The 19,401-nt window shown below is 64.6% G+C and carries 19 protein-coding genes; 5 read left to right on the top strand and 14 right to left on the bottom strand.

The annotated features are described in order from the left end of the window. Positions 1-105: 105 nt before the first annotated feature. Positions 106-2,325 (bottom strand): beta-galactosidase, encoded by a 2,220-nt coding sequence (locus tag IM733_RS25345; protein ID WP_248918976.1) that lies wholly within the window; start codon positions 2,323-2,325, stop codon positions 106-108. 80 nt (positions 2,326-2,405) lie between these two features. Continuing rightward, on the bottom strand, positions 2,406-4,550 hold the full coding sequence (dinG, locus tag IM733_RS25340) for an ATP-dependent DNA helicase DinG (protein WP_248918975.1): 2,145 nt from the start codon (positions 4,548-4,550) through the stop codon (positions 2,406-2,408). Positions 4,551-4,648: 98 nt separating this feature from the next. Here dinG and IM733_RS25335 point away from each other — a divergent pair, with 98 nt between their 5' ends. Beyond that, positions 4,649-5,113, top strand: a complete 465-nt coding sequence (locus IM733_RS25335) for a CopD family protein (RefSeq protein ID WP_248918974.1) — start codon at positions 4,649-4,651, stop codon at positions 5,111-5,113. Positions 5,114-5,318: 205 nt separating this feature from the next. On the opposite strand, the gene IM733_RS25330 is transcribed toward IM733_RS25335, so the two are convergent. Beyond that, a complete protein-coding gene (locus IM733_RS25330; RefSeq protein WP_248918973.1) occupies positions 5,319-6,101 on the bottom strand; it encodes a class I SAM-dependent methyltransferase in 783 nt (260 codons plus the stop codon). Positions 6,102-6,196: 95 nt separating this feature from the next. On the opposite strand from IM733_RS25330, the gene IM733_RS25325 reads away from it, so the two are divergent. Next, on the top strand, positions 6,197-6,817 hold the full coding sequence (locus IM733_RS25325; protein ID WP_248918972.1) for an energy transducer TonB: 621 nt from the start codon (positions 6,197-6,199) through the stop codon (positions 6,815-6,817). A gap of 11 nt (positions 6,818-6,828) precedes the next feature. On the opposite strand, the gene IM733_RS25320 is transcribed toward IM733_RS25325, so the two are convergent. The 6 genes from IM733_RS25320 to ppc form a co-directional block, all read right to left on the bottom strand. Then, the gene (locus IM733_RS25320; protein WP_248918971.1) at positions 6,829-7,659 is read right to left on the bottom strand and encodes an isocitrate lyase/PEP mutase family protein; all 831 of its coding nucleotides are present in this window, start codon (positions 7,657-7,659) and stop codon (positions 6,829-6,831) included. A gap of 30 nt (positions 7,660-7,689) precedes the next feature. Then, entirely contained in the window at positions 7,690-8,559 is an 870-nt protein-coding gene (locus tag IM733_RS25315; RefSeq protein WP_248918970.1) for a DUF72 domain-containing protein, read from the bottom strand. A gap of 3 nt (positions 8,560-8,562) precedes the next feature. Then, positions 8,563-8,853 carry a hypothetical protein gene (locus IM733_RS25310; protein WP_011532576.1) on the bottom strand — a complete coding sequence of 97 codons (291 nt, stop codon included), beginning with the start codon at positions 8,851-8,853 and terminating at the stop codon, positions 8,563-8,565. A gap of 131 nt (positions 8,854-8,984) precedes the next feature. Continuing rightward, the gene (tsaB, locus tag IM733_RS25305; protein WP_248918969.1) at positions 8,985-9,659 is read right to left on the bottom strand and encodes a tRNA (adenosine(37)-N6)-threonylcarbamoyltransferase complex dimerization subunit type 1 TsaB; all 675 of its coding nucleotides are present in this window, start codon (positions 9,657-9,659) and stop codon (positions 8,985-8,987) included. A gap of 90 nt (positions 9,660-9,749) precedes the next feature. Beyond that, positions 9,750-10,400, bottom strand: coding sequence for an adenylate kinase (gene adk / locus IM733_RS25300; protein ID WP_248918968.1), 651 nt, complete (start codon positions 10,398-10,400; stop codon positions 9,750-9,752). 258 nt (positions 10,401-10,658) lie between these two features. Beyond that, on the bottom strand, positions 10,659-13,286 hold the full coding sequence (gene ppc, locus IM733_RS25295; protein WP_248918967.1) for a phosphoenolpyruvate carboxylase: 2,628 nt from the start codon (positions 13,284-13,286) through the stop codon (positions 10,659-10,661). Positions 13,287-13,430: 144 nt separating this feature from the next. Here ppc and IM733_RS25290 point away from each other — a divergent pair, with 144 nt between their 5' ends. The 3 genes from IM733_RS25290 to IM733_RS25280 all read left to right on the top strand — a co-directional run bounded on the left by IM733_RS25290 (position 13,431) and on the right by IM733_RS25280 (position 15,290). Further along, positions 13,431-13,775: a pilin assembly protein gene (locus IM733_RS25290; RefSeq protein ID WP_248918966.1), complete on the top strand. Its 345-nt coding sequence runs from the start codon at positions 13,431-13,433 to the stop codon at positions 13,773-13,775. Positions 13,776-14,041: 266 nt separating this feature from the next. Beyond that, positions 14,042-14,455: a DUF4398 domain-containing protein gene (locus IM733_RS25285; RefSeq protein WP_248918965.1), complete on the top strand. Its 414-nt coding sequence runs from the start codon at positions 14,042-14,044 to the stop codon at positions 14,453-14,455. Positions 14,456-14,501: 46 nt separating this feature from the next. Continuing rightward, positions 14,502-15,290 carry an OmpA family protein gene (locus tag IM733_RS25280; RefSeq protein ID WP_011532570.1) on the top strand — a complete coding sequence of 263 codons (789 nt, stop codon included), beginning with the start codon at positions 14,502-14,504 and terminating at the stop codon, positions 15,288-15,290. 159 nt (positions 15,291-15,449) lie between these two features. Here the strand turns inward: IM733_RS25280 and IM733_RS25275 are convergent, their stop codons facing one another. The 5 genes from IM733_RS25275 to IM733_RS25255 form a co-directional block, all read right to left on the bottom strand. Further along, entirely contained in the window at positions 15,450-15,776 is a 327-nt protein-coding gene (locus IM733_RS25275) for a hypothetical protein (RefSeq protein ID WP_248918964.1), read from the bottom strand. Further along, entirely contained in the window at positions 15,773-16,696 is a 924-nt protein-coding gene (locus IM733_RS25270) for an alpha/beta hydrolase (RefSeq protein WP_248918963.1), read from the bottom strand. Before IM733_RS25270 ends, IM733_RS25275 begins: the two co-directional genes overlap by 4 nt. Then, entirely contained in the window at positions 16,668-17,945 is a 1,278-nt protein-coding gene (locus IM733_RS25265; protein ID WP_248918962.1) for a flavohemoglobin expression-modulating QEGLA motif protein, read from the bottom strand. The genes IM733_RS25270 and IM733_RS25265 overlap by 29 nt, the downstream gene beginning before the upstream one ends. A gap of 113 nt (positions 17,946-18,058) precedes the next feature. Then, positions 18,059-18,607, bottom strand: coding sequence for a hypothetical protein (locus IM733_RS25260; protein WP_248918961.1), 549 nt, complete (start codon positions 18,605-18,607; stop codon positions 18,059-18,061). Between the two features lie 29 nt (positions 18,608-18,636). After that, positions 18,637-19,341 carry a TetR/AcrR family transcriptional regulator gene (locus IM733_RS25255; protein WP_248918960.1) on the bottom strand — a complete coding sequence of 235 codons (705 nt, stop codon included), beginning with the start codon at positions 19,339-19,341 and terminating at the stop codon, positions 18,637-18,639. Positions 19,342-19,401: the final 60 nt, after the last annotated feature.

The following is a 19,401-nucleotide window of genomic DNA, read 5'->3' as shown; positions in this document are numbered from 1 at the left end:
AAAAGCGTGCATTGTTTCAGCAGTTCGCCGTTTTGCAAACTGAATGTGGCTGGATGGTCATGAAGAAAAGTCGACAATCCGAGGGCGTGACGCCCCCGGACTCGCTCAGTGGCTGGGTTTGCCCAGCGTGTCGCGCCACTGACCGATGGCCTGCAGGTTGCTCCGGCGGACCGCCTCGACAAACCCCGGATACGCCACGTCGGTAATGGCCACCAACCCCAGGTGGCCATTCTCGCCATCGAGCAGGCGGCCGCTGGCGGGTTGGTCGAGGTACTGGAACCAATGAACACCCACGATCATTGGTTGGGCCAAGGCGGCCTTGAGGAAGTTGGCGTAGGCCGGGCCACGGTCCTCCTCACGCGCGACCTCCACCGGGCCCGGCCAGAACGGGCCACGGTCACGGGAGCCGAACTGGAACTCCGAAACCAGTACCGGCTTGTCCAGCTCGGCCAGGCGGGCGAAGTCATAGCCGTCCTGGGGCTTGAGGGTATAGAAGTTGAAACTCAGCACATCGCAGAACTCGGCACAGGCCTTGACGGCTTCGGGCGTGCTCACCGCATAGCGCCCCCCCAGCAGCATGTGGTTGGGCGCATGCCATTTCAGCGCATCGGAGATGGTCTTGAAGTAGGTCTCGGCGAATACCTGTTGGAAATACTGATAGTCACGCTCGATTTCCGGATGCTCCGGGTTGGGCAACGGTGCCTCGAAGCCCGGGTCTTCCATCAGTTCCCAAGCCGTCAATTCGATGCCCCAGGCCTTGGACAACCCTTCCTGGTTGCGGTACTTGTCGCGCAACTGCTTGAGGAAGGCACGCTTGGCGGGCACGTCAGTAGTCAGGCGCAAGGTGCCATATGCCAGGCCATAGCGGGCTTTGGGATCGTCGCCCGGCGCGGCCCAAGCCAGTTCGTTGTCGGCGAAGTAGCCGATCAGCCAGGGGTCGTCGCGGTGGTCACGGGCGGCGATGGCCACGGCACGCTCGGTGGCCATGGCAAAACGTGGGTCGAATGGGTCAGGCATACGCCCCCACCAGTCCATGCCGGTGCTGATACTGGCGTAGTCGCCGACGATCGCCAGCGGTAGCGTGTAGGGCATGCGTTTGACCTGAGCGAAGGCTGGGTCGCTCCAGTTGCCGAGGGTATTGAAGCCCCAAGCCTGCAGGCGGTCGAGAGTATGCCCCTGCCAGCGTTGCGCATCGAATGCCAGAGGCGGGCATTGGGCGCCTGGTGCACAGGGCTGGCCATAGGTGCGCTGCAGATTGGCCGCATAGAAGTCGAACCAGCGCCCCTGCTTGAAGTTGCGCCCCTGCGACGAGGCATTGCCATCGTCGTTGTTGCCCTCGCCATAGTAAGCAGCGAATGCGTCGCCCTCTCCCGGCAAGGCCTTGAACATGCCTTCACGACCCGCCACGTAGGTGCGGCCACCATCGGCGGCCACGGCATTGACCCCCAGCGAGTAGAACGGGTGACCGTCAGGTGTGACCAGGTACCAGCGCCCTTCGCGCTTTTCGGTGCGGAAGAACCCCTTGGCCTCGAACGCCGGCCCAGCCAGCAGACCGCCATAAGGGTCCAGCCCCTGCTTGTCCCGCTCGGCCAGCCAGCGCTTAAGCATAGATTGTTCACGGTTGTCGGCGGCCTTGAGCTGATCGTCGCTGGCGATCTTCTCCGGCCACCGCGCACGGGTGGACTGGCCATAGACGTCGATCAGCTCGCTATAAGCCGCCTTGAATGCCAAGTCATCGTCCTGCAAACCGACCTTTTCGATCAGCAGGCTCTGAGCCACCTTGGGGTTGGGGATACTCAGGCTGATCGAGGTGACTTGCGTGAGATCGGCGTCCCCCGCACTGCTGGCCAGCAGCAGGCGTTGCCCTTCGAAGCTCCAAGGCATGGGAGGCCCGGCACGCATCCCCTGGCTCAGCGACGAACTGGCCTTGAGCGGAATCATCACGGTCTGCGCAGGCCCCGCCGGCAGGTCGATGCGGCTGGTGAGCGTGCGACCGTCGCTGCTCTGCACGGTCACATCGACGGTCAGGGCCCAGTCCATGGCGCTTTGCAGACGTAGGGTGAGGGCCTGGACGCCAGACCAATCCCAGGCTCCGCTCTGGGGGCTCAGGCGCAACGTCGGTTGCGCCACCGGATTGAACACCACGCGCCGCAACGCCTCGCCTTCGGCTGTCTGTTCCGCGTTGTACTGCGGCATCCCGGCATCTTGAGTCGTCACGTTCACGACCGAGGCAGGGCGGACAAAACTGAACAGCGTCTGTTGCCCGGCCAGCAAAGGGGCACTGAACAACAGGGTAAGCAAGGCAGGCAGGGTACGGCGAATCATGGGGCGGTTGCTCTCCTTCAGAGCCCTGCTGGGCTCACGACCGGATTTTGACAACGTGCCGGTGCGCAATACTCCGGCCGTCAGCTGATTTCCCGCCGGAAGGGCGGGAGTGCATTGAGGATAGCCTTGCCGTAGCGCTGGGTGACCAGGCGCCGATCGAGCAAGGTGATGACGCCTCGGTCCTGCTCGGTGCGCAGCAGGCGTCCGCAGGCCTGGATCAGGCGCAGCGAGGCGTCGGGCACGGCGATCTCCATGAACGGGTTGCCGCCACGGGCCTCGATCCATTCGGCAAGGGCCGCCTCGACCGGGTCGTCGGGCACGGCGAAGGGAATCTTGGCGATGACCACGTGCTCGCAATAAGCACCGGGCAGGTCGACCCCTTCGGCGAAGCTGGCGAGACCGAACAGCACGCTGTGCTGGCCGTCGTCGACCCGCGCCTTGTGCTTGTTGAGTGTTTCCTGCTTGGAGAGGTTGCCCTGGATCAGCACCAGCTTGCGCCAGTCGCGGTCCAGGCCGTCGAACACATCCTGCATCTGCTTGCGCGAAGAGAACAGCACCAGCGCGCCACGGGCCTGCTCGACGATGTTCGGCAGTTCACGAATGATTGCCGCCGTGTGGGCAGTGGCGTCCCGCGGATCGGCGCCGAGGTCGGGCACCCGCAACAGGCCAGCGTCACCATGCACGAACGGGCTGGGCACCACGCAGGTGACCGCGTCGCGGGGCAGGCCCGAACGCATGCGGAAACGGTCGAACTTGCCCAACGCGGTGAGCGTCGCCGAGGTGACCAGGGCTCCATGGGCAACGCTCCATAGGCTTTTGCGCAACATCTCGGCGGCGAGGATCGGGCTGGCGTTGACCTCGATATCGAACAACGCGCCAGATTCGGCCAGGGTGAGCCAGCGGGCCATGGGCGGGCTATCTTCCGGGTCCTCGGCGGTGAAGGCGGTCCACAGCTCCCAGTTGCCCTGGGCACGTGTCACCAGGCTACCGAACAGTGGGTACCACTCTTCGGCCTGGTGGCTGGCGATACCGATGTTGTTCTCGCCGTCCATGCCTTCCTTGAGCAGGTCGGCCAGGCGCGTGAACAGGTCGTTGAGGCGGGCGAAGCCTTTTTTCAGCTCGATACCGACTTCGCGGATCTGCTCGGGTACCACACCACCTTCGAAGCGATAGCGTGGGCGGTCACGCCCCTCCATGTCCTCGCCGGCGCGGAAGTCGGCAACCTGCTCGCACAGGGTGAACATGAACTGCTGTTGCGTGCGCACTTCGCGGGCCAGCTCCGGCACCTGCTCGATGTACCGGCCCAGGTCGCCTGGCAACGGGTGCTGGGCCAACAGCTTGGTGAGGTTCTTGGCGGTCTGCTCCAGCCAGTCGGCGGTGGAACGCAGGCGCGAATAGTGAGCGAAGTGGCCAATGGCCTTGTCTGGCAGGTGATGGCCTTCATCGAACACGTACATCGTGTCGCGCGGGTCGGGCAGCACGGCACCGCCGCCGAGGGCGAGGTCGGCCAGGACCATGTCGTGGTTGGTGACGATCACATCGACCTTGCCCATGCCTTCGCGGGCCTTGTAGAACACGCACTGCTGGAAGTTCGGGCAGTGCCGGCCGGTGCACTGGCTGTGGTCGGTGGTCAGGCGTGCCCAGTCCTGGTCCTCGATGGCTTCGGACCAACTGTCGCGGTCGCCATCCCAGCGATTGCCAGCGAGCTTCTCGATCATGCTGTTGAACAGCTTCTGGCTGCGCTCATCGACCTCGATGTGAAAGCCTTCCTCCTCGAATAGCTGGGCGGTGGCTGACTGCGCGTGGCCTTCCTGCAGCAGGATGTCCAGCTTGGAGAGGCACAGGTAGCGCCCCCGCCCCTTGGCCAGGGCGAAGCTGAAGTTCAGCCCGCTGTTGCGCATCAGATCGGGCAGGTCCTTGAACACGATCTGCTCCTGCAAAGCCACGGTCGCGGTGGCGATCACCAGGCGCTTGCCCGCTGCCTTGGCGGCGGGAATCGCGGCCAGGCTGTAGGCGACCGTTTTGCCGGTACCGGTACCGGCCTCCACCGCCACCACGGCGGGCTCGCTGGCGCGGCGCCCTTCGTCGTCGCAGGCGATGTCGCCGAGCACCTTGGCGACTTCGGCGATCATCAGGCGCTGGCCGTAGCGTGGCTTGAGGCTTTTGGCTTCGAGGAAACGCGAATAAGCGCCCTGGATGGTGGCTTTGAGTTCGTTGCTGATCATGGTCTGCAGGCGCCCGGAGGGCTGGATATATTTTCAGTGTTTCGCATGGGCCGGCTATCATACCCCGCTATTGCCCTTTGTGCCGCATGGAGATCCGGATGCTCGCCTTTGCCCTGCCCTACACCTTGCACTTGCTTGCCGCCCTGGTCTGGGTCGGCGGGATGTTCTTCGCCTGGCTGGTGCTGCGCCCAGCCACGGTCGCGGCGCTGGACGGGCCGGCACGGTTGCGGCTGTGGGTGGAGGTTCTCCAGCGCTTCTTCAGATGGGTCTGGCTGGCGGTGGCGGTGCTGGCTGTCAGCGGGGTGGGCATGATCCACCTGCGCTTTGCCGGGTTCGAGACGGCTCCTCGGTATGTGCAGGTGATGATCGGTGGCGGGATCGTGATGTTCGCATTGTTCATGCGGATCCAGTCGCTGCTGCTGCCGGAGTTGCGGGCGGCGGTGCAGGCTGAGGATTGGGCGGCGGGGGCCGGGGTGCTGGGGCGGATTCGGCGAATGGTGGGGGTCAACCTGGCGATCGGGCTTCTGGTGGTAGCCGTAGCGGGGTCCCGGATGCTGGTTTGAGATCGAGCGCCGCCCGGGCGGCGCATCGCGGATGAATCCGCTCCTACATTTTTGCAACGCGCCGCACCTACGAGGCCATGGTTGCCAGCCTTGGCGCAGGGCGTAAGTCAGGTGGGGGCACCGCACGGGCGGCGCTCGATTTCAGAACGCTGCAGGCTGTCACCCCCCTCGTCGTCACCATGCGATCAGAGGCCGCCCAACAACCTCAACCCTTCAACGCCTTCTTGGGATAGATATCGTACCGACTCGATTTCCCCTCCAGGCTGTGACTTGGCTTCACCCCCTCGATGATCGGCGCCTTGCGCGGCCGCTTGACCACCACCCGGTGCGATGCCAGTGACAGAGCCGCCTCGAGCAGAGCCGGCGCGTCCAGGTCATCTCCGACCAAGGGCCTGAACACCCGCATTTCCTTCTTCACCAAGGCACTCTTGTCCCGATGCGGAAACATCGGGTCCAGGTAGATCACCTGCGGCGCCTCGCCCTCCCAAGCGCGCATGCGCTCGATGGCATTACCCGTCAGCAAGCGCATGCGCTCGACAATCCCACCCACCTCAAGGTCACCCCGCGCCCGCGCCAACCCGTCCTCCAGCAGCGCGGCAATCAACGGCTGGCGCTCGATCAGGGTCATCTGGCAGCCCAGGCTGGCCAGCACGAACGCATCCTTGCCGAGCCCTGCGGTGGCATCCAGCACCTGCGGGCGAACGCCCTGGGCGATACCGACCGCCTTGGCAATCATCTGCCCACTGCCACCACCGTACAGCCGACGATGCGCCGCCTGCCCCTCGACGAAATCCACCCGCACCGGCCCGGGCGCCTGTGGCCCCAACTGCTGGACCTGCAGGCCATCGACGCCAACCTGCACGGCAAAACCGGCCTTCTCGTCGATCATCGGCAAGCCCAACCGCTGCGCCCATGCCTGGGCCTGCGCCTGGAACTCCGGGGCCAACGCCTCGACCCTGATACCTGTGCCCTGCTCTTGCTCTGCCATCCGTTCCCGCACTCGAAAAAAATTAATGAAACCACGGCCACGGCCGATACACGCAGTATCCGCTATTCTGCCAGAGCACAACGCGCGCGACTGCCATGTCAGATACTCTCCCCATCGGCTTGACCTACCTGTCGCCCGTCGGCAACTACGGTCGGCAGAATACCCAGGCACTGGGTGGCGTCAGCCACCTGTGGCAGGATTTCTTCGCCCGCGCCATGGCTGAGCAGCAAGGGGATGTAACCGACAGCTTCAGCAAGGCGTTGGTGCAATACGACGAGCAGAGCGGCGAGCCCATCGGCGGTGCCAAGGCCCTGGCCCTGATCGACGCCCAGCGTGCCCTGCCGGTGCAGGACACCGAGGTGACCCCACCCGAGCCCCTGTTCCTGCCCAAGGCGGAGCTCGAAGCCAATCTGCTGGAGCCCGCTCCGGAGCCCTACAGCACGGTTGAACTAATCGAACAGCAACGCCAGCTCGACTTGAACAACAGCTGGTTGCGCCCGGTGGTCATGAATCAAGGGCACCCGCTTCCCGAACCCGGCCCGGCGCCCTCGCCCCGCCCCTTGTTCCTCCCAATCGCCGAATTCGAGATGAACCTGCTCGACCCGGCACCGGAACCTTTCGACGCGCCCACCCTCGCCAAGCAACAGAACGAACTGGAGTTCGATACCCACTGGGCGCGCCCGGTGGTACTCAACAACGTTCGCGTGCAGGCCTGAGCGCCACTGCCTCAACGGCGAAACAGTTCGTTGAGTTCGGCGAATGGCAAGGCCTGCTCACCATAGGCAAACGTACCCTGTTCGCGGATTTCCTGCGCCGCTCGCTGGAATGCGCCCAAGGCGGCGCGCGCCAGTGACGAACCCACACTGATGCGCCGCACTCCCAGATCCTGCAACTGGTTCACGCTCAGCGCCACACCCGGCATGCCCATCAGCACATTCACCGGCTTCGGCGCCACCGCCTGGACCACCGCACGGATTTCATCGACGCTGCGCAGGCCAGGTGCGTACAACACATCGGCACCGGCTTCGGCATAGGCCTGTAAGCGCTTGATGGTGTCGTCCAGGTCCAGACGCCCATGCAGCAGGTTTTCGGCGCGGGCACAGAGGGTAAAGGGGAACGACAGACTGCGTGCGGCCTGCACGGCGGCGCGCATCCGGGCCACGGACAGCTCGAAGTCGTAGATGGGCGCATCGCTCCGGCCGCTGGCATCTTCGATCGAGCCGCCAACCAAGCCCACCTCAGCGGCGCGCAGAATAGCCTGGGCACACTCCTCGGGCAGGTCGGCGAAGCCATTCTCCAGGTCCGCCGCCACTGGCAAAGGCGTGGCGTCGACAATCGACTGGGCGTTAACGAGGGTTTCATCGAGAGTCAGGGCGCCTTCCGCATCCGGTCGCCCCAGGCTGAACGCCAGGCCCGCACTGGTACTGGCCAGTGCCTCGAAGCCCAGGCTCGCCAACAACTTGGCGGAGCCGGCATCCCACGGGTTGGGGATGACGAACGCGCCCTCACGCTCATGCAGCGCCTTGAAGGCCTCGGCTCGCAGGGTTTGCACATCCATGGTCCAACCTCCGGCAAATCAACAGTGTGGTCACAGTAGCCCTAGTTGTTCGACCTCTGGCGCGCGTGGCAATTCCGGCAACCCGGCCAACCCAGGCAAGCGCGCCATCAGGCGCTGATGGAAGTGCTGGGCCAGGGCGGCGGCCAGGCGGTTGTCCGAGGTATGCAAGAACATGTATGGGCTACGCCCCTCCTCGATCCAGGCCGCAACCTTGTCGACCCAAGGGGTGAGGAAAGTTTCGTTGGCTGCCAGCTCAGGGTGGCCGATGAAGCGCACCTGTGGGTGTTGGCTGAAGGCGCAAGGGCGCGGTGGCACCTTGGGTTTCTTGGCCTGGGCATGCAGCACACCGGGATCACGCGAGACGCAACTGAACAAGGCGCGCGGGTCCAGGCAGATACGCTCGACGCCTCGCTCATGCAGCAGCCGATTGAGCTGGCGCTCTTCATCGCCCCGGGCGAAGAACGCATCGTTACGCACCTCCACGGCCACCGGCACGCCGATCTCGTCGAGAAAATAAGCCAGTTCGCCCATGCGCGCCGGCCCGAACTGCGCGGGCAACTGTAGCCAGTAAGGCGATACCCGCTCACCTAACGGTGCCATCAAACGGGTGAAATCAATTGCCGAATCGAGCTGGGCACGTAGATCGCCCCCATGACTGACGTCGCCGGGAAACTTGGCGGTAAATCGAAAACCGGGCGGCATGACCTGGGCCCAGCGCTCCACTGTGGCGGGCGCAGGACGGGCATAGAAGGTGGTGTTGCCTTCGACGGCATTGAACACCCGGCTGTACAAGCCAAGGAATTCAGTGGGACGGGAATCGCTGGGGTACAGGTAGTCGCGCCAGGCGTTTTCGCTCCAGGACGGACAACCGAGGTAGTAAGGGAGGGGGGATGGAATCATCCATCAAATGTACAGGTCCAGCCCCAGCACTTCCATCTCCCAGTCGGTGAAGCCCGCGGTGGTCAAGTAGCTGGCCAGGGCGGTGGAAGTACGCCGGTCGCGGGCACGGGGGAAGATCAGGTCCTGCTGGCGGGCTGGCAGGTTGCTGCCACGGCTTTTGCTACGGGCCACCTGGACCTCGACTTCGTCGATGATCTCGGCATCGGCCTCGTCGACGGCTTCGTCACGCACCGACGCCTTGCGCGGTGCGCGCTTGATGGGGTAGCTCTGCGAGGAAAAGCCGTCGATACGCATGGACTGGGCACTCAGGATCAATGATGGCAATTTAGCAGCATCAGGGATCCATCGCTAATGCCCGAACTGATAACTGGACCACAGTTCGCGCAAAAGGTTTTATCTCGAACAGCGATAGCCGACGAAATGCCTCAGCGCGCCTTGGGCGTAGCTACATTATCGCGCAGGTACACCGGTTGCGCCTGCTCGGCGGCGACGGCCTCGCCTCGGTTCCAGGCGCAGGTGGCCAAGGTGAGGATATCCAGGGCGTTGGGCAGCGCAGCCGCATCGCTGGCGCCGACCTGCGCCGCCAGGCGCTCGGCGTAACCCCAGCCGGTACCGGCGCCGAACCACTCGCCGCCCAGCCCGCTTGGCAACGCGACACGCTCCGGTGGCAACACCATTTCCTGGCCGACCAAGCGCATCTCGCCCTGCTCGGCCTGGTAGCAACCCCAGTACACCTCGTCCATGCGCGCATCGATGGCCGCTGCCACCTGCTGCACGCCACGCTCGCGCAACGCGCCCTGGGCCAGGGCGGCCAGGTTCGATACTGGCAACACCGGGCGCTCCAGGGCGAAGGCCAACCCCTGAACCACGCCGATGGCGATGCGCACGCCGGTGAAAGCACCTGGTCCACGACCAAACGCGATGGCATCCACGGCGCTTAACGCCACACCGGCATCGGCCAGCAACTGCTTGATCATGGGCAGCAGTTTCTGCGCATGCATGCGCGGGATCACCTCGTAATGGCTGGTTACCTTGCCATCATGCAGCAGGGCAACGGAACAGGCTTCGGTGGCGGTATCCAGGGCCAGCAGGGTGGTCATCGAGCGCGGTATCCAGGCATCAGGGGAAAAAGAGCGGCAGTATAAACGACAACGGCCCGCAAGCGGGCCGTCGTGACGCATGGTGTTGGATCAGCTCAGGGCTGCCAGTACCTTGGCGGTGATCGACTCGACCGAACCGACACCTTCGATGTGGCTGTACTTCGGCTTGCCGGCGTTGGCGGCCGACAGCTTCTGGTAGAAGTCAACCAGCGGCTTGGTCTGGCTGTGGTAGACCGACAGGCGGTGACGCACGGTCTCTTCCTTGTCGTCGTCACGCTGGATCAGCTCTTCACCGGTGACATCGTCCTTGCCTTCGACTTTCGGCGGGTTGTAGACAATGTGGTAGGTGCGGCCCGAAGCCAGGTGCACACGGCGGCCCGCCATGCGGCCGACGATTTCTTCGTCGTCCACGGCGATTTCGACCACGGCGTCGATGTCGACACCGGCGGCAACCATGGCTTCAGCTTGCGGGATGGTGCGCGGGAAGCCGTCGAACAGGCAGCCCTTGGCGCAGTCAGGCTGGGCGATGCGCTCCTTGACCAGGCTGATGATCAACTCGTCGGAGACCAGCTGGCCGGCATCCATGACTTTCTTGAGTTCCAGGCCAAGCGGGGTGCCTGCCTTGACGGCGGCACGCAGCATGTCACCGGTGGAGATCTGGGGAATACCGAACTTCTCGGTGATGAACTTTGCCTGAGTACCTTTACCGGCCCCGGGAGCTCCCAGCAGAATTACGCGCATCTTGTGCTCCTCATATTTTTCTATGCAAATCAACGGATTCGGCGCACAAGGCCAACTCCGGAAAATCGGACGAGACCGCAAAATCGGTCAAAAGGCTGCTCAAGATACACAGCGCCCGCCCCCCCGACAAGCGTCCCAAAGTGGCAGGAACGCGCCAATCGCGGCCCGCCGGGGGGCTGGTTGCGCCCGGCGCAACCAGCCATCCCTGCCCTGCCTGGCAGTGGCAGGTACAGTACGTGCGCGGACCTCCTGGGCAACTCAGCCGGTGTTGCGCAAACCGGCGGCGATACCGGCCACGGTGACCAGCAAGGCCTGCTCCAACGGGCTGTCCAGAGCGGCTTCGCGGCTGCGAGAACGGGCCAGCAGCTCGGCCTGCAAGCGGTGCAACGGGTCCAGGTAGGTGTTGCGCAGGCGGATGAATTCCAGGGTTTCCGGGCTATGCGCCAGTAGCACCTGCTGCCCGGTCAAGCCCAGCACCACCTGGCACGACTGCGACAATAGGTCGCGCAGGTGCGCGCCCAACGGTAGCAGCGGCGGTTGCACCAGACGTTCGTCGTAGGCCTCGGCTATCTGCGTGTCGGCCTTGGCCAGGACCATCTCGAGCATGTCGATGCGGGTGCGGAAGAACGGCCACTGCTCACGCATTTGCGCCAGCAGGTCGGCCTGCCCCCGCGCCAGCGCGTTGCTCAACGCGGTCTCCCAACCCAGCCAGGCCGGCAGCATCAGGCGCGTCTGAGTCCAACCGAAGATCCACGGGATCGCCCGCAGACTCTCGATCCCGCCGGCCCGACGCTTGGCCGGGCGGCTGCCCAGCGGCAGGCGCCCGAGCTCTTGCTCCGGAGTGGACTGACGGAAGTACTCGACGAAGTCCGGGTTGTCCCGCACCACGCCGCGGTAGGCCTTCACGCCGTCGGCGGCCAATTGGTCCATCAGCGCGCGCCATGCAGGTTCAGGCGGTGGCGGCGGCAGCAGGGTCGCCTCCAGCACGGCGGCAAGGTACAGGTTGAGGTTCTGTTCGGCGATACCAGGGAGGCCGAACTTGAAGCGGATCATTTCGCCCTGCTCGGTGGTGCGGAAACGGCCTCCCACCGAGCCTGGCGGCTGCGACAGGATCGCCGCGTGGGCCGGGCCACCGCCGCGCCCCACAGTGCCACCACGGCCATGGAACAGCAGCAGTTCGACCTGGTGCTCACGGCAGATACGCACCAGGTTCTCCTGGGCACGATACTGGGCCCATGCAGCCGCCGTGGTGCCGGCATCCTTGGCCGAGTCGGAGTAGCCGATCATCACTTCCTGCGGGCCGTGCAATCCCGCGCGATAGCCCGGCAACCCCAGCAAGCGCTCCATCACCGGCCCGGCGTGGTCCAGGTCGGCCAGGGTCTCGAACAGCGGTACCACGCGCATCGGCCGGGTCAGCCCGGCTTCCTTGAGCAGCAATTGAACCGCCAGCACATCTGAAGCCGCGCCGGCCATGGAGATCACATAAGAGCCCAGCGAAGCGGCCGGCGCAGCCGCGATCTCACGACAGGTGGCCAGCACCTCGGCCGTCTCGGCAGCCGGCTTGAAGTGCGCCGGCAGCAAGGGCCGGCGGTTCTTCAGCTCGTGCTGGAGGAACTCGATGCGGCGCTCTTCGTCCCAATCGGCGTACCGTCCAAGGCCCAGGTAATCGGTGATCTCAGACAGCGCGTCGCGGTGTCGGGCGGCGTCCTGACGCACGTCCAGACGCACCAGGAACAACCCGAAGGTCACCGCCCGCCGCAGACAGTCGAGCAACGGGCCATCGGCGATCACGCCCATGCCACAGGCGTGCAGCGACTGGTAACAAAGCTCCAGCGGCGCGATCAGCTCGCGGTTGTCCACCAGCACCGCGGCACTGGCCGCTTGCGGGCCGGCCAGCGAGGCATGGGCCCAGGCGCGAGTGGCACGCAGGCGGTCGCGCAGTTGCTTGAGCAGCGCGCGATAGGGCTCGGCGCTGTCGCCGACTTGCTCGCGAAGGGCATCGCTGGCCTGCTGCATCGAGAGCTCGGCGGCCAGGTAATCGATATCGCGCAGGAACAGGTCGGCCGCCATCCAGCGCGCCAATAGCAGTACTTCCCGGGTGACGACAGCCGTCACGTTGGGATTGCCATCGCGATCACCGCCCATCCACGAGGCGAAGCGCACCGGTGCCGACTCCAGTGGCAGGCGCAGGCCAGTGGCCTCGAACAGGGCCTTGTCGACCTTGCGCAAGTGACTGGGCACCGCTTGCCACAGGGAGTGCTCGATCACCGCGAAACCCCATTTGGCTTCGTCCACCGGCGTGGGCCGGGTGCGCCGGATCTCTTCGGTGTGCCAGGCCTCGGCGATTAGCCGGCGCAGGCGCTCGCGCACTTGCTGGCGTTCAGCGGGGATGAGATCACGGTGATCCTGTGCCGCCAGTTGCGCGGCGATGGCATCGTACTTCTGGATCAGGGTGCGGCGTGCCACCTCCGTGGGGTGGGCCGTGAGCACCAGCTGGATATCGAGCCTGGCCAGTTGCCTGGCCAAGGCATCGTTGCCGTGCCCGGCCGCTTTCAAGCGCGCCAACAGCTCGGGAAGCACACGGGCCTCGAAGGGCTCCGGCTGGTCGGCATCCCGGCGCCGGATCAACTGGTACTGTTCGGCGATGTTGGCCAGATTCAGGAACTGGTTGAACGCCCGCGCCACGGGTAGCAGGTCTTCCTCGGCCAGGTCGCCGAGGGTGGAACTGAGCTGCTCGCCCTCCCCACGCCGGTCGGCCTTGGCGCTGTGGCGGATGTCCTCGATCTTCTGCAGGAACGCCTCGCCATGCTGCTGGCGAATGGTCTCGCCGAGCAGTTCCCCCAACAGATGCACATCCTCACGCAGGCGCTGATCGATATCGCTCATCGGGCTTCTCCACTCCAGGAAACAGCAGGCCCCAAGAGTGCCCATCGCCACCCGCGCCTGGCAAGCCGCACGTGCGCAAAGCAACTAAAGTGAAGGGAGGTCATGCAGCGCAACACCACTCTCCAGGCTTTGACAGAGGTCATCATGAAAATTCGCGAACTCGCCCAGCACTGGGAACAGAATGCCGCCGGGCGCCTGAGCCCCACCCGCCATGTCCTGCACCTGGACATGGAAGCCGAAGCGCGCCTGGCCGCGTTGATCGATATGTATCCCAAACGCAGCCCCGAGGAACTGCTGGGCGAACTGGTTGCCGCGGCCCTGGAGGAGCTGGAAGCCAGCTTCCCCTACATCAAGGGCCAGCAGGTGATCGCCACCGACGAGGAGGGTGATCCGTTGTACGAGGACATCGGCCCGACTCCACGCTTCCTGGCGCTCTCCAGGCGTCATCTGCAAGCCCTTGGCAGCCAGGAAAAGAACAAGCGTCACTGACCTCTCCTTGCTCCTCCGAGGCCTCTGCAGCAGGCCTCGGATACCCCTCCAACAGTCGAAAGTTCCAGCCTTTTCGCACTGACTGATTAGTCAGAAAAAAATATCGTCAGCCTGCAAATTTTTCTGAACCTTTGAAAAAACGCCTCGGTCACAGCCAATAGCCATCACGGCAAATCCCTGAGGACCCAGGCGTTGCCGCGCTCGCCTTGGCACAGGGAAACAGCGATGGACCCACTGCGGACATCGTCGTTAACAGGAGTGACCCCATGGAGTTGACCCTCATGAAGACCCGCATCGCATACCCCACTTCCACTCACCTGCGCGGGCTCAAGCTGGCCGCTTTGGCGCTGGGTGGCAGCCTGGCGCTGGCCGGTTGCGCCGGCAATCCGCCCTCCGAGCAGTACGCCGTGACCCAATCGGCGGTCAATTCGGCGGTGAGCGCCGGCGGCACCGAGTTCGCGGCGGTGGAAATGAAAGCAGCCCAGGACAAGTTCAAGAAGGCCGAGATCGCCATGCATGACAAGCAGTACGACCAGGCGAAACTGCTGGCCGAGCAAGCCGAGTGGGACGCCCGCGTCGCCGAGCGCAAGGCCCAGGCGGCCAAGGCCCAGAAAGCCGTGCAGGATGCTCGCCAGGGTGTCCGCGACGTGCGTGAGGAAGGCCTGCGCAGCGCTGAATGAGCCTGCCGGCCACTGCCCCCCTCTTGAAGATCAAAGGATGAACACTATGCGCAACTACGTCATGATTCCCGCCCTGCTGGCCCTGAGCGTAGGCCTGGCCGCCTGCTCCCACGACCCGAACGCCAACCTTGAGTCGGCACGCACCAATTTCTCCGCCCTGCAGAGCGACCCACAGTCGAGCAAGGTAGCCGCGCTCGAGACCAAGGACGCCCAGGACTGGCTGAACAAGGCCGACAAAGCCTACATGGAGCGTGAGAACGAGAAGAAGGTCGACCAGCTCGCCTACCTCACCAACCAGCGTGTCGAAGTGGCCAAGCAGACCATCGCCCTGCGCACCGCCGAAGCCGAGCTGAAAAATGCCGCGGCTCAGCGCGCCCAGGCCAAGCTCGATGCGCGCGACGCGCAGATCAAGAAGTTGCAGGACAGCCTGAACGCCAAGCAGACCGACCGGGGCACTCTGGTGACCTTCGGTGACGTGTTGTTCGATTTCAACAAGGCCAACCTCAAGGGCAGCGCCTACCCGAACATCACCAAGCTGGCGCAGTTCCTCCAGGAGAACCCGGAGCGCAAGGTGATCATCGAGGGCTACACCGACAGCGTCGGCTCGGCCAACTACAACCAGACCCTGTCGGAGCGTCGTGCCAACAGCGTGCGCATGGCGCTGGTGCGGGCGGGCGTGGACCCGGCGCGCATCGTCGCCCAAGGCTATGGCAAGGAGTACCCGGTGGCGGACAATACCAGCAACTCCGGCCGCGCGCAGAACCGTCGGGTGGAGGTGACCATCTCCAACGACAACCAGCCGGTGGCGCCGCGGACGGTGAGCCAGATCCAGTAATCGCTGGTACCTGAACGAGAAACCCCGCCTTGATGGCGGGGTTTTTCATGCCGGGCAGCAAACTCGACGATAGGTTGCAGGAGCGGATTCATCCGCGATGCGCCGCGCAGGCGGCGCTCGATCTCGCAACCGTTACATCTCTGCGACCACACGCCCGATTCACTGCACCCGCTGCGGCGTCTCCTGCCCCATGCAGCGCACCGCGCGTTTGCGGTTGTCCACCAGCACGCCGGTCAGCCCCTTCTGCTGGGTGTCGAACAGCACCAGCACACCCTCCACGCATTGCGCTACCTGCGCCGCCGGGTCCAGCGACACCTTGTAGTCTTCGCCGGGGATGGTCTTGAGCATGGTGAAGTCTTGCAGCAACAGGGCGTCCTGTGGCTTGGCGAAATGCAGGTAGCCGTAGTACCAGAGGGTCCCCACCGTCACGATGATGCTGCCGATACCGGTCAGGATCAGCGGGATGGCGTTGCGTTCTTCACTCATTGCGCGTTCTTCTCGTCAGGGTAATTGGGGACTTCGGCCAGGCGGCGCAGGCCGTTGAAATGCGTGGGGTCATCCAGGAAGCGCAGCATCACCTGGCGCCAGGTCGGGTCGGCGAAAGTCTGCACATGATCGCCGCGGGTCAACTGCAACACCCGAGGCGGTGGTGCATGCCGATACAGGCGCAGGCCGTTCTCAAGCGGAACGAGGTGATCATCGATGCTGTGGAAAAACAGCTTTGGCGGGCTGTCCAGGCGCTCGATCGAATTGATCGCGCTGTCACCGTCGGGCACCAGCCAGGACAGCGGCACCTGCAACGGCCAGGTCATCCACGAAGTACTGAGGGCATAACGCCCCACCGCGCGGTAACTGGCGGGTACGCCATCGAACACCAGGGCGCTGAAGTGCCGGCGCTGCTCGGGGTGCTGCGCCAGGTAGTGGATGGCCATGGCGCCACCCAGGCTCTGGCCCAGCAGCACCAGGGGCTTGCCCTGCACCTGCGGTGCCTTGTCGAGCCACGCCAGCGCCGCCTCGATATCGCCATATACCGCCGGAAGGGTTGCCTTGCCCTGGGACAGCCCATAACCACGGTAATCGAGCATCAGCACTTGATACCCTTCCTGCGGCAGCCAATAGCTACCTCCGAGGTGCATGGCGAGATTGCCGCCATTTCCATGCAGGTGCAGCACGGTGCCCTTGACCTCGACACCCTCCTTCGCCGGCAACCACCAGGCGTGCAGGCGCGTGCCATCCGCGGCGGCAATCGTCAGGTCCTGGTATTGGAGGCGGGCCTTTTCCGGGGTGAACGGCTGCCCGGGCTCGGGGTAGAACAGCAAGCTGCTGCAGCTGCCCAACAGCAGCAGCCCGAGGCCGACAGCGAGGTGACGGCAGGCGTCAGAGAATGTTCGCGTAGTCGGCTTCAATGCGGTCCAGGCTCAGGTGGTTGAGGAAGTTGGAGAAGCACATCCACGCCGACAATGCGTTGAGGTCGCGGAACTGCTCCGGCAGGTACTTGGGCGGCTCCACCAGCCCTTCCTCGACCAACTGGCGCAGGGTGCGCATGTCTTCCAGGGTGGTCTTGCCGCAGAACAGCAAAGGGATCTGCTCCAGCTTGCCCTTCTTCACAGCCAACTGAATGTAGTTGTAAACCATGATGAAGCCCTTGAGGTAGGACAAGTCCTTGGTGAATGGCAGCCCGTTGGGCACCGAACCCCGGAACACCCGGCTGGCATTGCTGTAGCTCTGCCCCATCTCGAAGCCCTGGCCCCGGAAGAACTCGTAGACCTGCATGAAGTCGGCGCCCTCCTCCACCATGTGAATGGCGCGGGTGCGGTTGGTCAGCTTGCGCAGGCGGCTGGGGTAGGAGGCAAAGGCGATCACCTCCATGAGAATGGCCAGGCCTTCCTGGGTCACCGTGGACGAGGGCGGGCCCTTGGCGAGGAAGGTGCAGATCGGCTGGTTCAGGCCGTTGAGGGTCGTACCGACATGCACCAGGCCCTCGTGCACTTCGAGCGCACGCACGTCACGGCTATTGAACATGGCGTCGGCGCGCACCTTGATGTAGTCGGCGCCGGCCGCGGCATCGGCGACGATACCGTCTGACTCGAACACGCGGATGGTTTCCTCCGCCTCGCCGAACACCTTGTTCAGGCGGCGCTGGAGGATTTCCACGGCCTCCTTCGCGGTGAGGTTCTTCGGTTCGTCCTTCAGGTCGCCACGGCCGTCGATATTGTTGAGGTAGTCCGAGAGCATCAACCCCAGGTCGGCAAGGGTCGGGTCGCCGGCATGGAACGCGTCGGAGGCGGCGCCGTAGAGCTCCTGGGAGATCAGCCCGAAGTCCTCGGTACCGCGCGCTTCGAGCATGCGCACGACCATGCGGTATTCCTTGCACATGCGCCGCATGATCTGCCCGACCGGATTGAACTGGCCGAGTTGACGGGTGATGTCGCGCTCGATGTTCTGGAATTCGGCCTTCACCGCGCTGGAGTCGAACGACAACGGGCGGTTCTGGTAGTACGCACGATCCACCGCCGGAGGCTCCTTGCCCTTGGCCTTGAGAAAGCCCTGGCGGATGCCGTCGTCCCATTTCACCGCGTCGAGTACGCGGATGGGGGTCTGCGCGGTGACGATGCGATCGGACAGTGCGCGTATGGTCTGCTGGTACTCGTCCACCGGGGACTCCTTGAATCGGATTGCCCTGCAATCAGTCGGGCCTTGTTCGCCGGCAAGCCGGCTCCAACCGGAACAGTGGCCATGGAAGCCGGTTTGTCGGCGAACAGCCCATGCTATTTAGCCACGTGCTCAAAGCGTGCCACTTCGACGAACAGGTCGGAGTTGGCCGGGTCGTCCAGATAGGCCAGGACCCGCTCCGATGGGCTGTCGATCAGCACGCCAGGGCCGTTGTCCTCCGGTACCTCTGTGCTGCGCCCGCTCAGTTCCTTGTTGTCCACCGCCTGCTGTACCTGCTCGACATCAAGGTTGTAGAGCACCAGTTGCTTGCCATCGACCACCTCGAAACCGCCGATCAGGAAGCGGCCACCCAAGCGCTTGGGCACGCCCGCCGACAGGTACCAGCGGTTGCCGTGACGGGCCACGGTGAAGGCGTACTCCTCGGGCGGCTTGCCCTGAGCACGTGCCACGGCCTTGTAGGTGTTGCCACCCGCGCGGCTGATGCTCAGCTTCAGCGGCTGGCCCCAGGCATCCTTGCTGCTCCACTGGCCAAGCAGGGCCTTGGGCGCAGCCTGGTTACTCGGAAGCGGTTCGTCGAAGGTCACCAGACAACCGCCCAGCAGGAGGAATGACACCGTCAACAACACCACACGCCAGGCTTTCATCCGCTTCTCCTTGGAAATTCGTGCGTCGCTCAGGCCGATGCCAGCACCATCTGCAGGTATCGGACAAGGATAGCGAGCATCTGCTCATCGGCCGGCGCATCCGCAGCCTTGAGCAGGCCCTGATATTCCATCTGCTCGATTATCGCCGTCAACATCTGGGCGTCCTGCTCGGGCTGGCGCGAGCCGACCACCTGGAGAATCTGCCGCGCGCCATGTAGCAGAATCTGCTCGTGGGCCTGCACCAGTTCTGCCAGCCGTGGGCACAGCAGCGCCTCCTGGCGGAAGGCCTGTTCGGCCATGAGGAAGTCGCGGCGGTTGTTGAGCTGACGCAGGACGTAATCGGCCAGCATGCGCGCCACTTCGTCGGCCAGATGCGCCCGGGCCCCGGGCGTGCCGTCGCCCTGGGCCAGCAACTGGCGCAGCACGCCTTCGGTGGTGGTCCACAGCTTGGCCATGTAGGCCGCGCTGCGCTCGACGTACTGGGCGAAGGTGTCGGCCAGCAGGTCCTGGATATCCTTGAAGTAGTAGGTGGTGGCCGACAGCGGCACGCCTGCCTCGGCGGCCACCGCGCGGTGGCGCACGCCACGCACGCCATCGCGCACGACAATACGCATGGCGGCGTCGAGGATCTGCTGGCGGCGTTGCTCGCTGCCTTGGCGGGCGGTCTTGCGGCCCTGGTACTGCACACTCTCGGCGACGGCGGTGGCGATGCCGGCGGCGCCTTGGTGGGGCATGGCGGGTGTCACGGGGCGGTACCTCATAGTTCGAGTCATCTGCTGCCTGTGCCGGCCCTA

The sequence above is a fragment of the Pseudomonas entomophila genome (assembly GCF_023277925.1).
In the GTDB taxonomy this organism is placed as follows: Bacteria; Pseudomonadota; Gammaproteobacteria; order Pseudomonadales; family Pseudomonadaceae; genus Aquipseudomonas; species Aquipseudomonas entomophila_D.
This window is presented reverse-complemented; position numbering and strand designations above follow the sequence as displayed.

Excerpts from the sequence above, each read along its gene's own strand:
- IM733_RS25320 (WP_248918971.1), bottom strand. The coding sequence starts at position 7,659 with ATGGATGTGCAAACCCTGCGAGCCGAGGCCTTCAAGGCGCTGCATGAG.
- IM733_RS25315 (WP_248918970.1), bottom strand. The coding sequence starts at position 8,559 with ATGATTCCATCCCCCCTCCCTTACTACCTCGGTTGTCCGTCCTGGAGC.
- IM733_RS25275 (WP_248918964.1), bottom strand. The coding sequence starts at position 15,776 with ATGAGTGAAGAACGCAACGCCATCCCGCTGATCCTGACCGGTATCGGC.
- tsaB (WP_248918969.1), bottom strand. The coding sequence starts at position 9,659 with ATGACCACCCTGCTGGCCCTGGATACCGCCACCGAAGCCTGTTCCGTT.
- IM733_RS25260 (WP_248918961.1), bottom strand. The coding sequence starts at position 18,607 with ATGAAAGCCTGGCGTGTGGTGTTGTTGACGGTGTCATTCCTCCTGCTG.
- IM733_RS25285 (WP_248918965.1), top strand. The coding sequence starts at position 14,042 with ATGGAGTTGACCCTCATGAAGACCCGCATCGCATACCCCACTTCCACT.
- ppc (WP_248918967.1), bottom strand. The coding sequence starts at position 13,286 with ATGAGCGATATCGATCAGCGCCTGCGTGAGGATGTGCATCTGTTGGGG.
- IM733_RS25255 (WP_248918960.1), bottom strand. The coding sequence starts at position 19,341 with ATGCCCCACCAAGGCGCCGCCGGCATCGCCACCGCCGTCGCCGAGAGT.
- IM733_RS25335 (WP_248918974.1), top strand. The coding sequence starts at position 4,649 with ATGCTCGCCTTTGCCCTGCCCTACACCTTGCACTTGCTTGCCGCCCTG.
- IM733_RS25310 (WP_011532576.1), bottom strand. The coding sequence starts at position 8,853 with ATGCGTATCGACGGCTTTTCCTCGCAGAGCTACCCCATCAAGCGCGCA.
- dinG (WP_248918975.1), bottom strand. The coding sequence starts at position 4,550 with ATGATCAGCAACGAACTCAAAGCCACCATCCAGGGCGCTTATTCGCGT.
- IM733_RS25290 (WP_248918966.1), top strand. The coding sequence starts at position 13,431 with ATGAAAATTCGCGAACTCGCCCAGCACTGGGAACAGAATGCCGCCGGG.
- IM733_RS25330 (WP_248918973.1), bottom strand. The coding sequence starts at position 6,101 with ATGGCAGAGCAAGAGCAGGGCACAGGTATCAGGGTCGAGGCGTTGGCC.
- IM733_RS25345 (WP_248918976.1), bottom strand. The coding sequence starts at position 2,325 with ATGATTCGCCGTACCCTGCCTGCCTTGCTTACCCTGTTGTTCAGTGCC.
- adk (WP_248918968.1), bottom strand. The coding sequence starts at position 10,400 with ATGCGCGTAATTCTGCTGGGAGCTCCCGGGGCCGGTAAAGGTACTCAG.
- IM733_RS25280 (WP_011532570.1), top strand. The coding sequence starts at position 14,502 with ATGCGCAACTACGTCATGATTCCCGCCCTGCTGGCCCTGAGCGTAGGC.
- IM733_RS25325 (WP_248918972.1), top strand. The coding sequence starts at position 6,197 with ATGTCAGATACTCTCCCCATCGGCTTGACCTACCTGTCGCCCGTCGGC.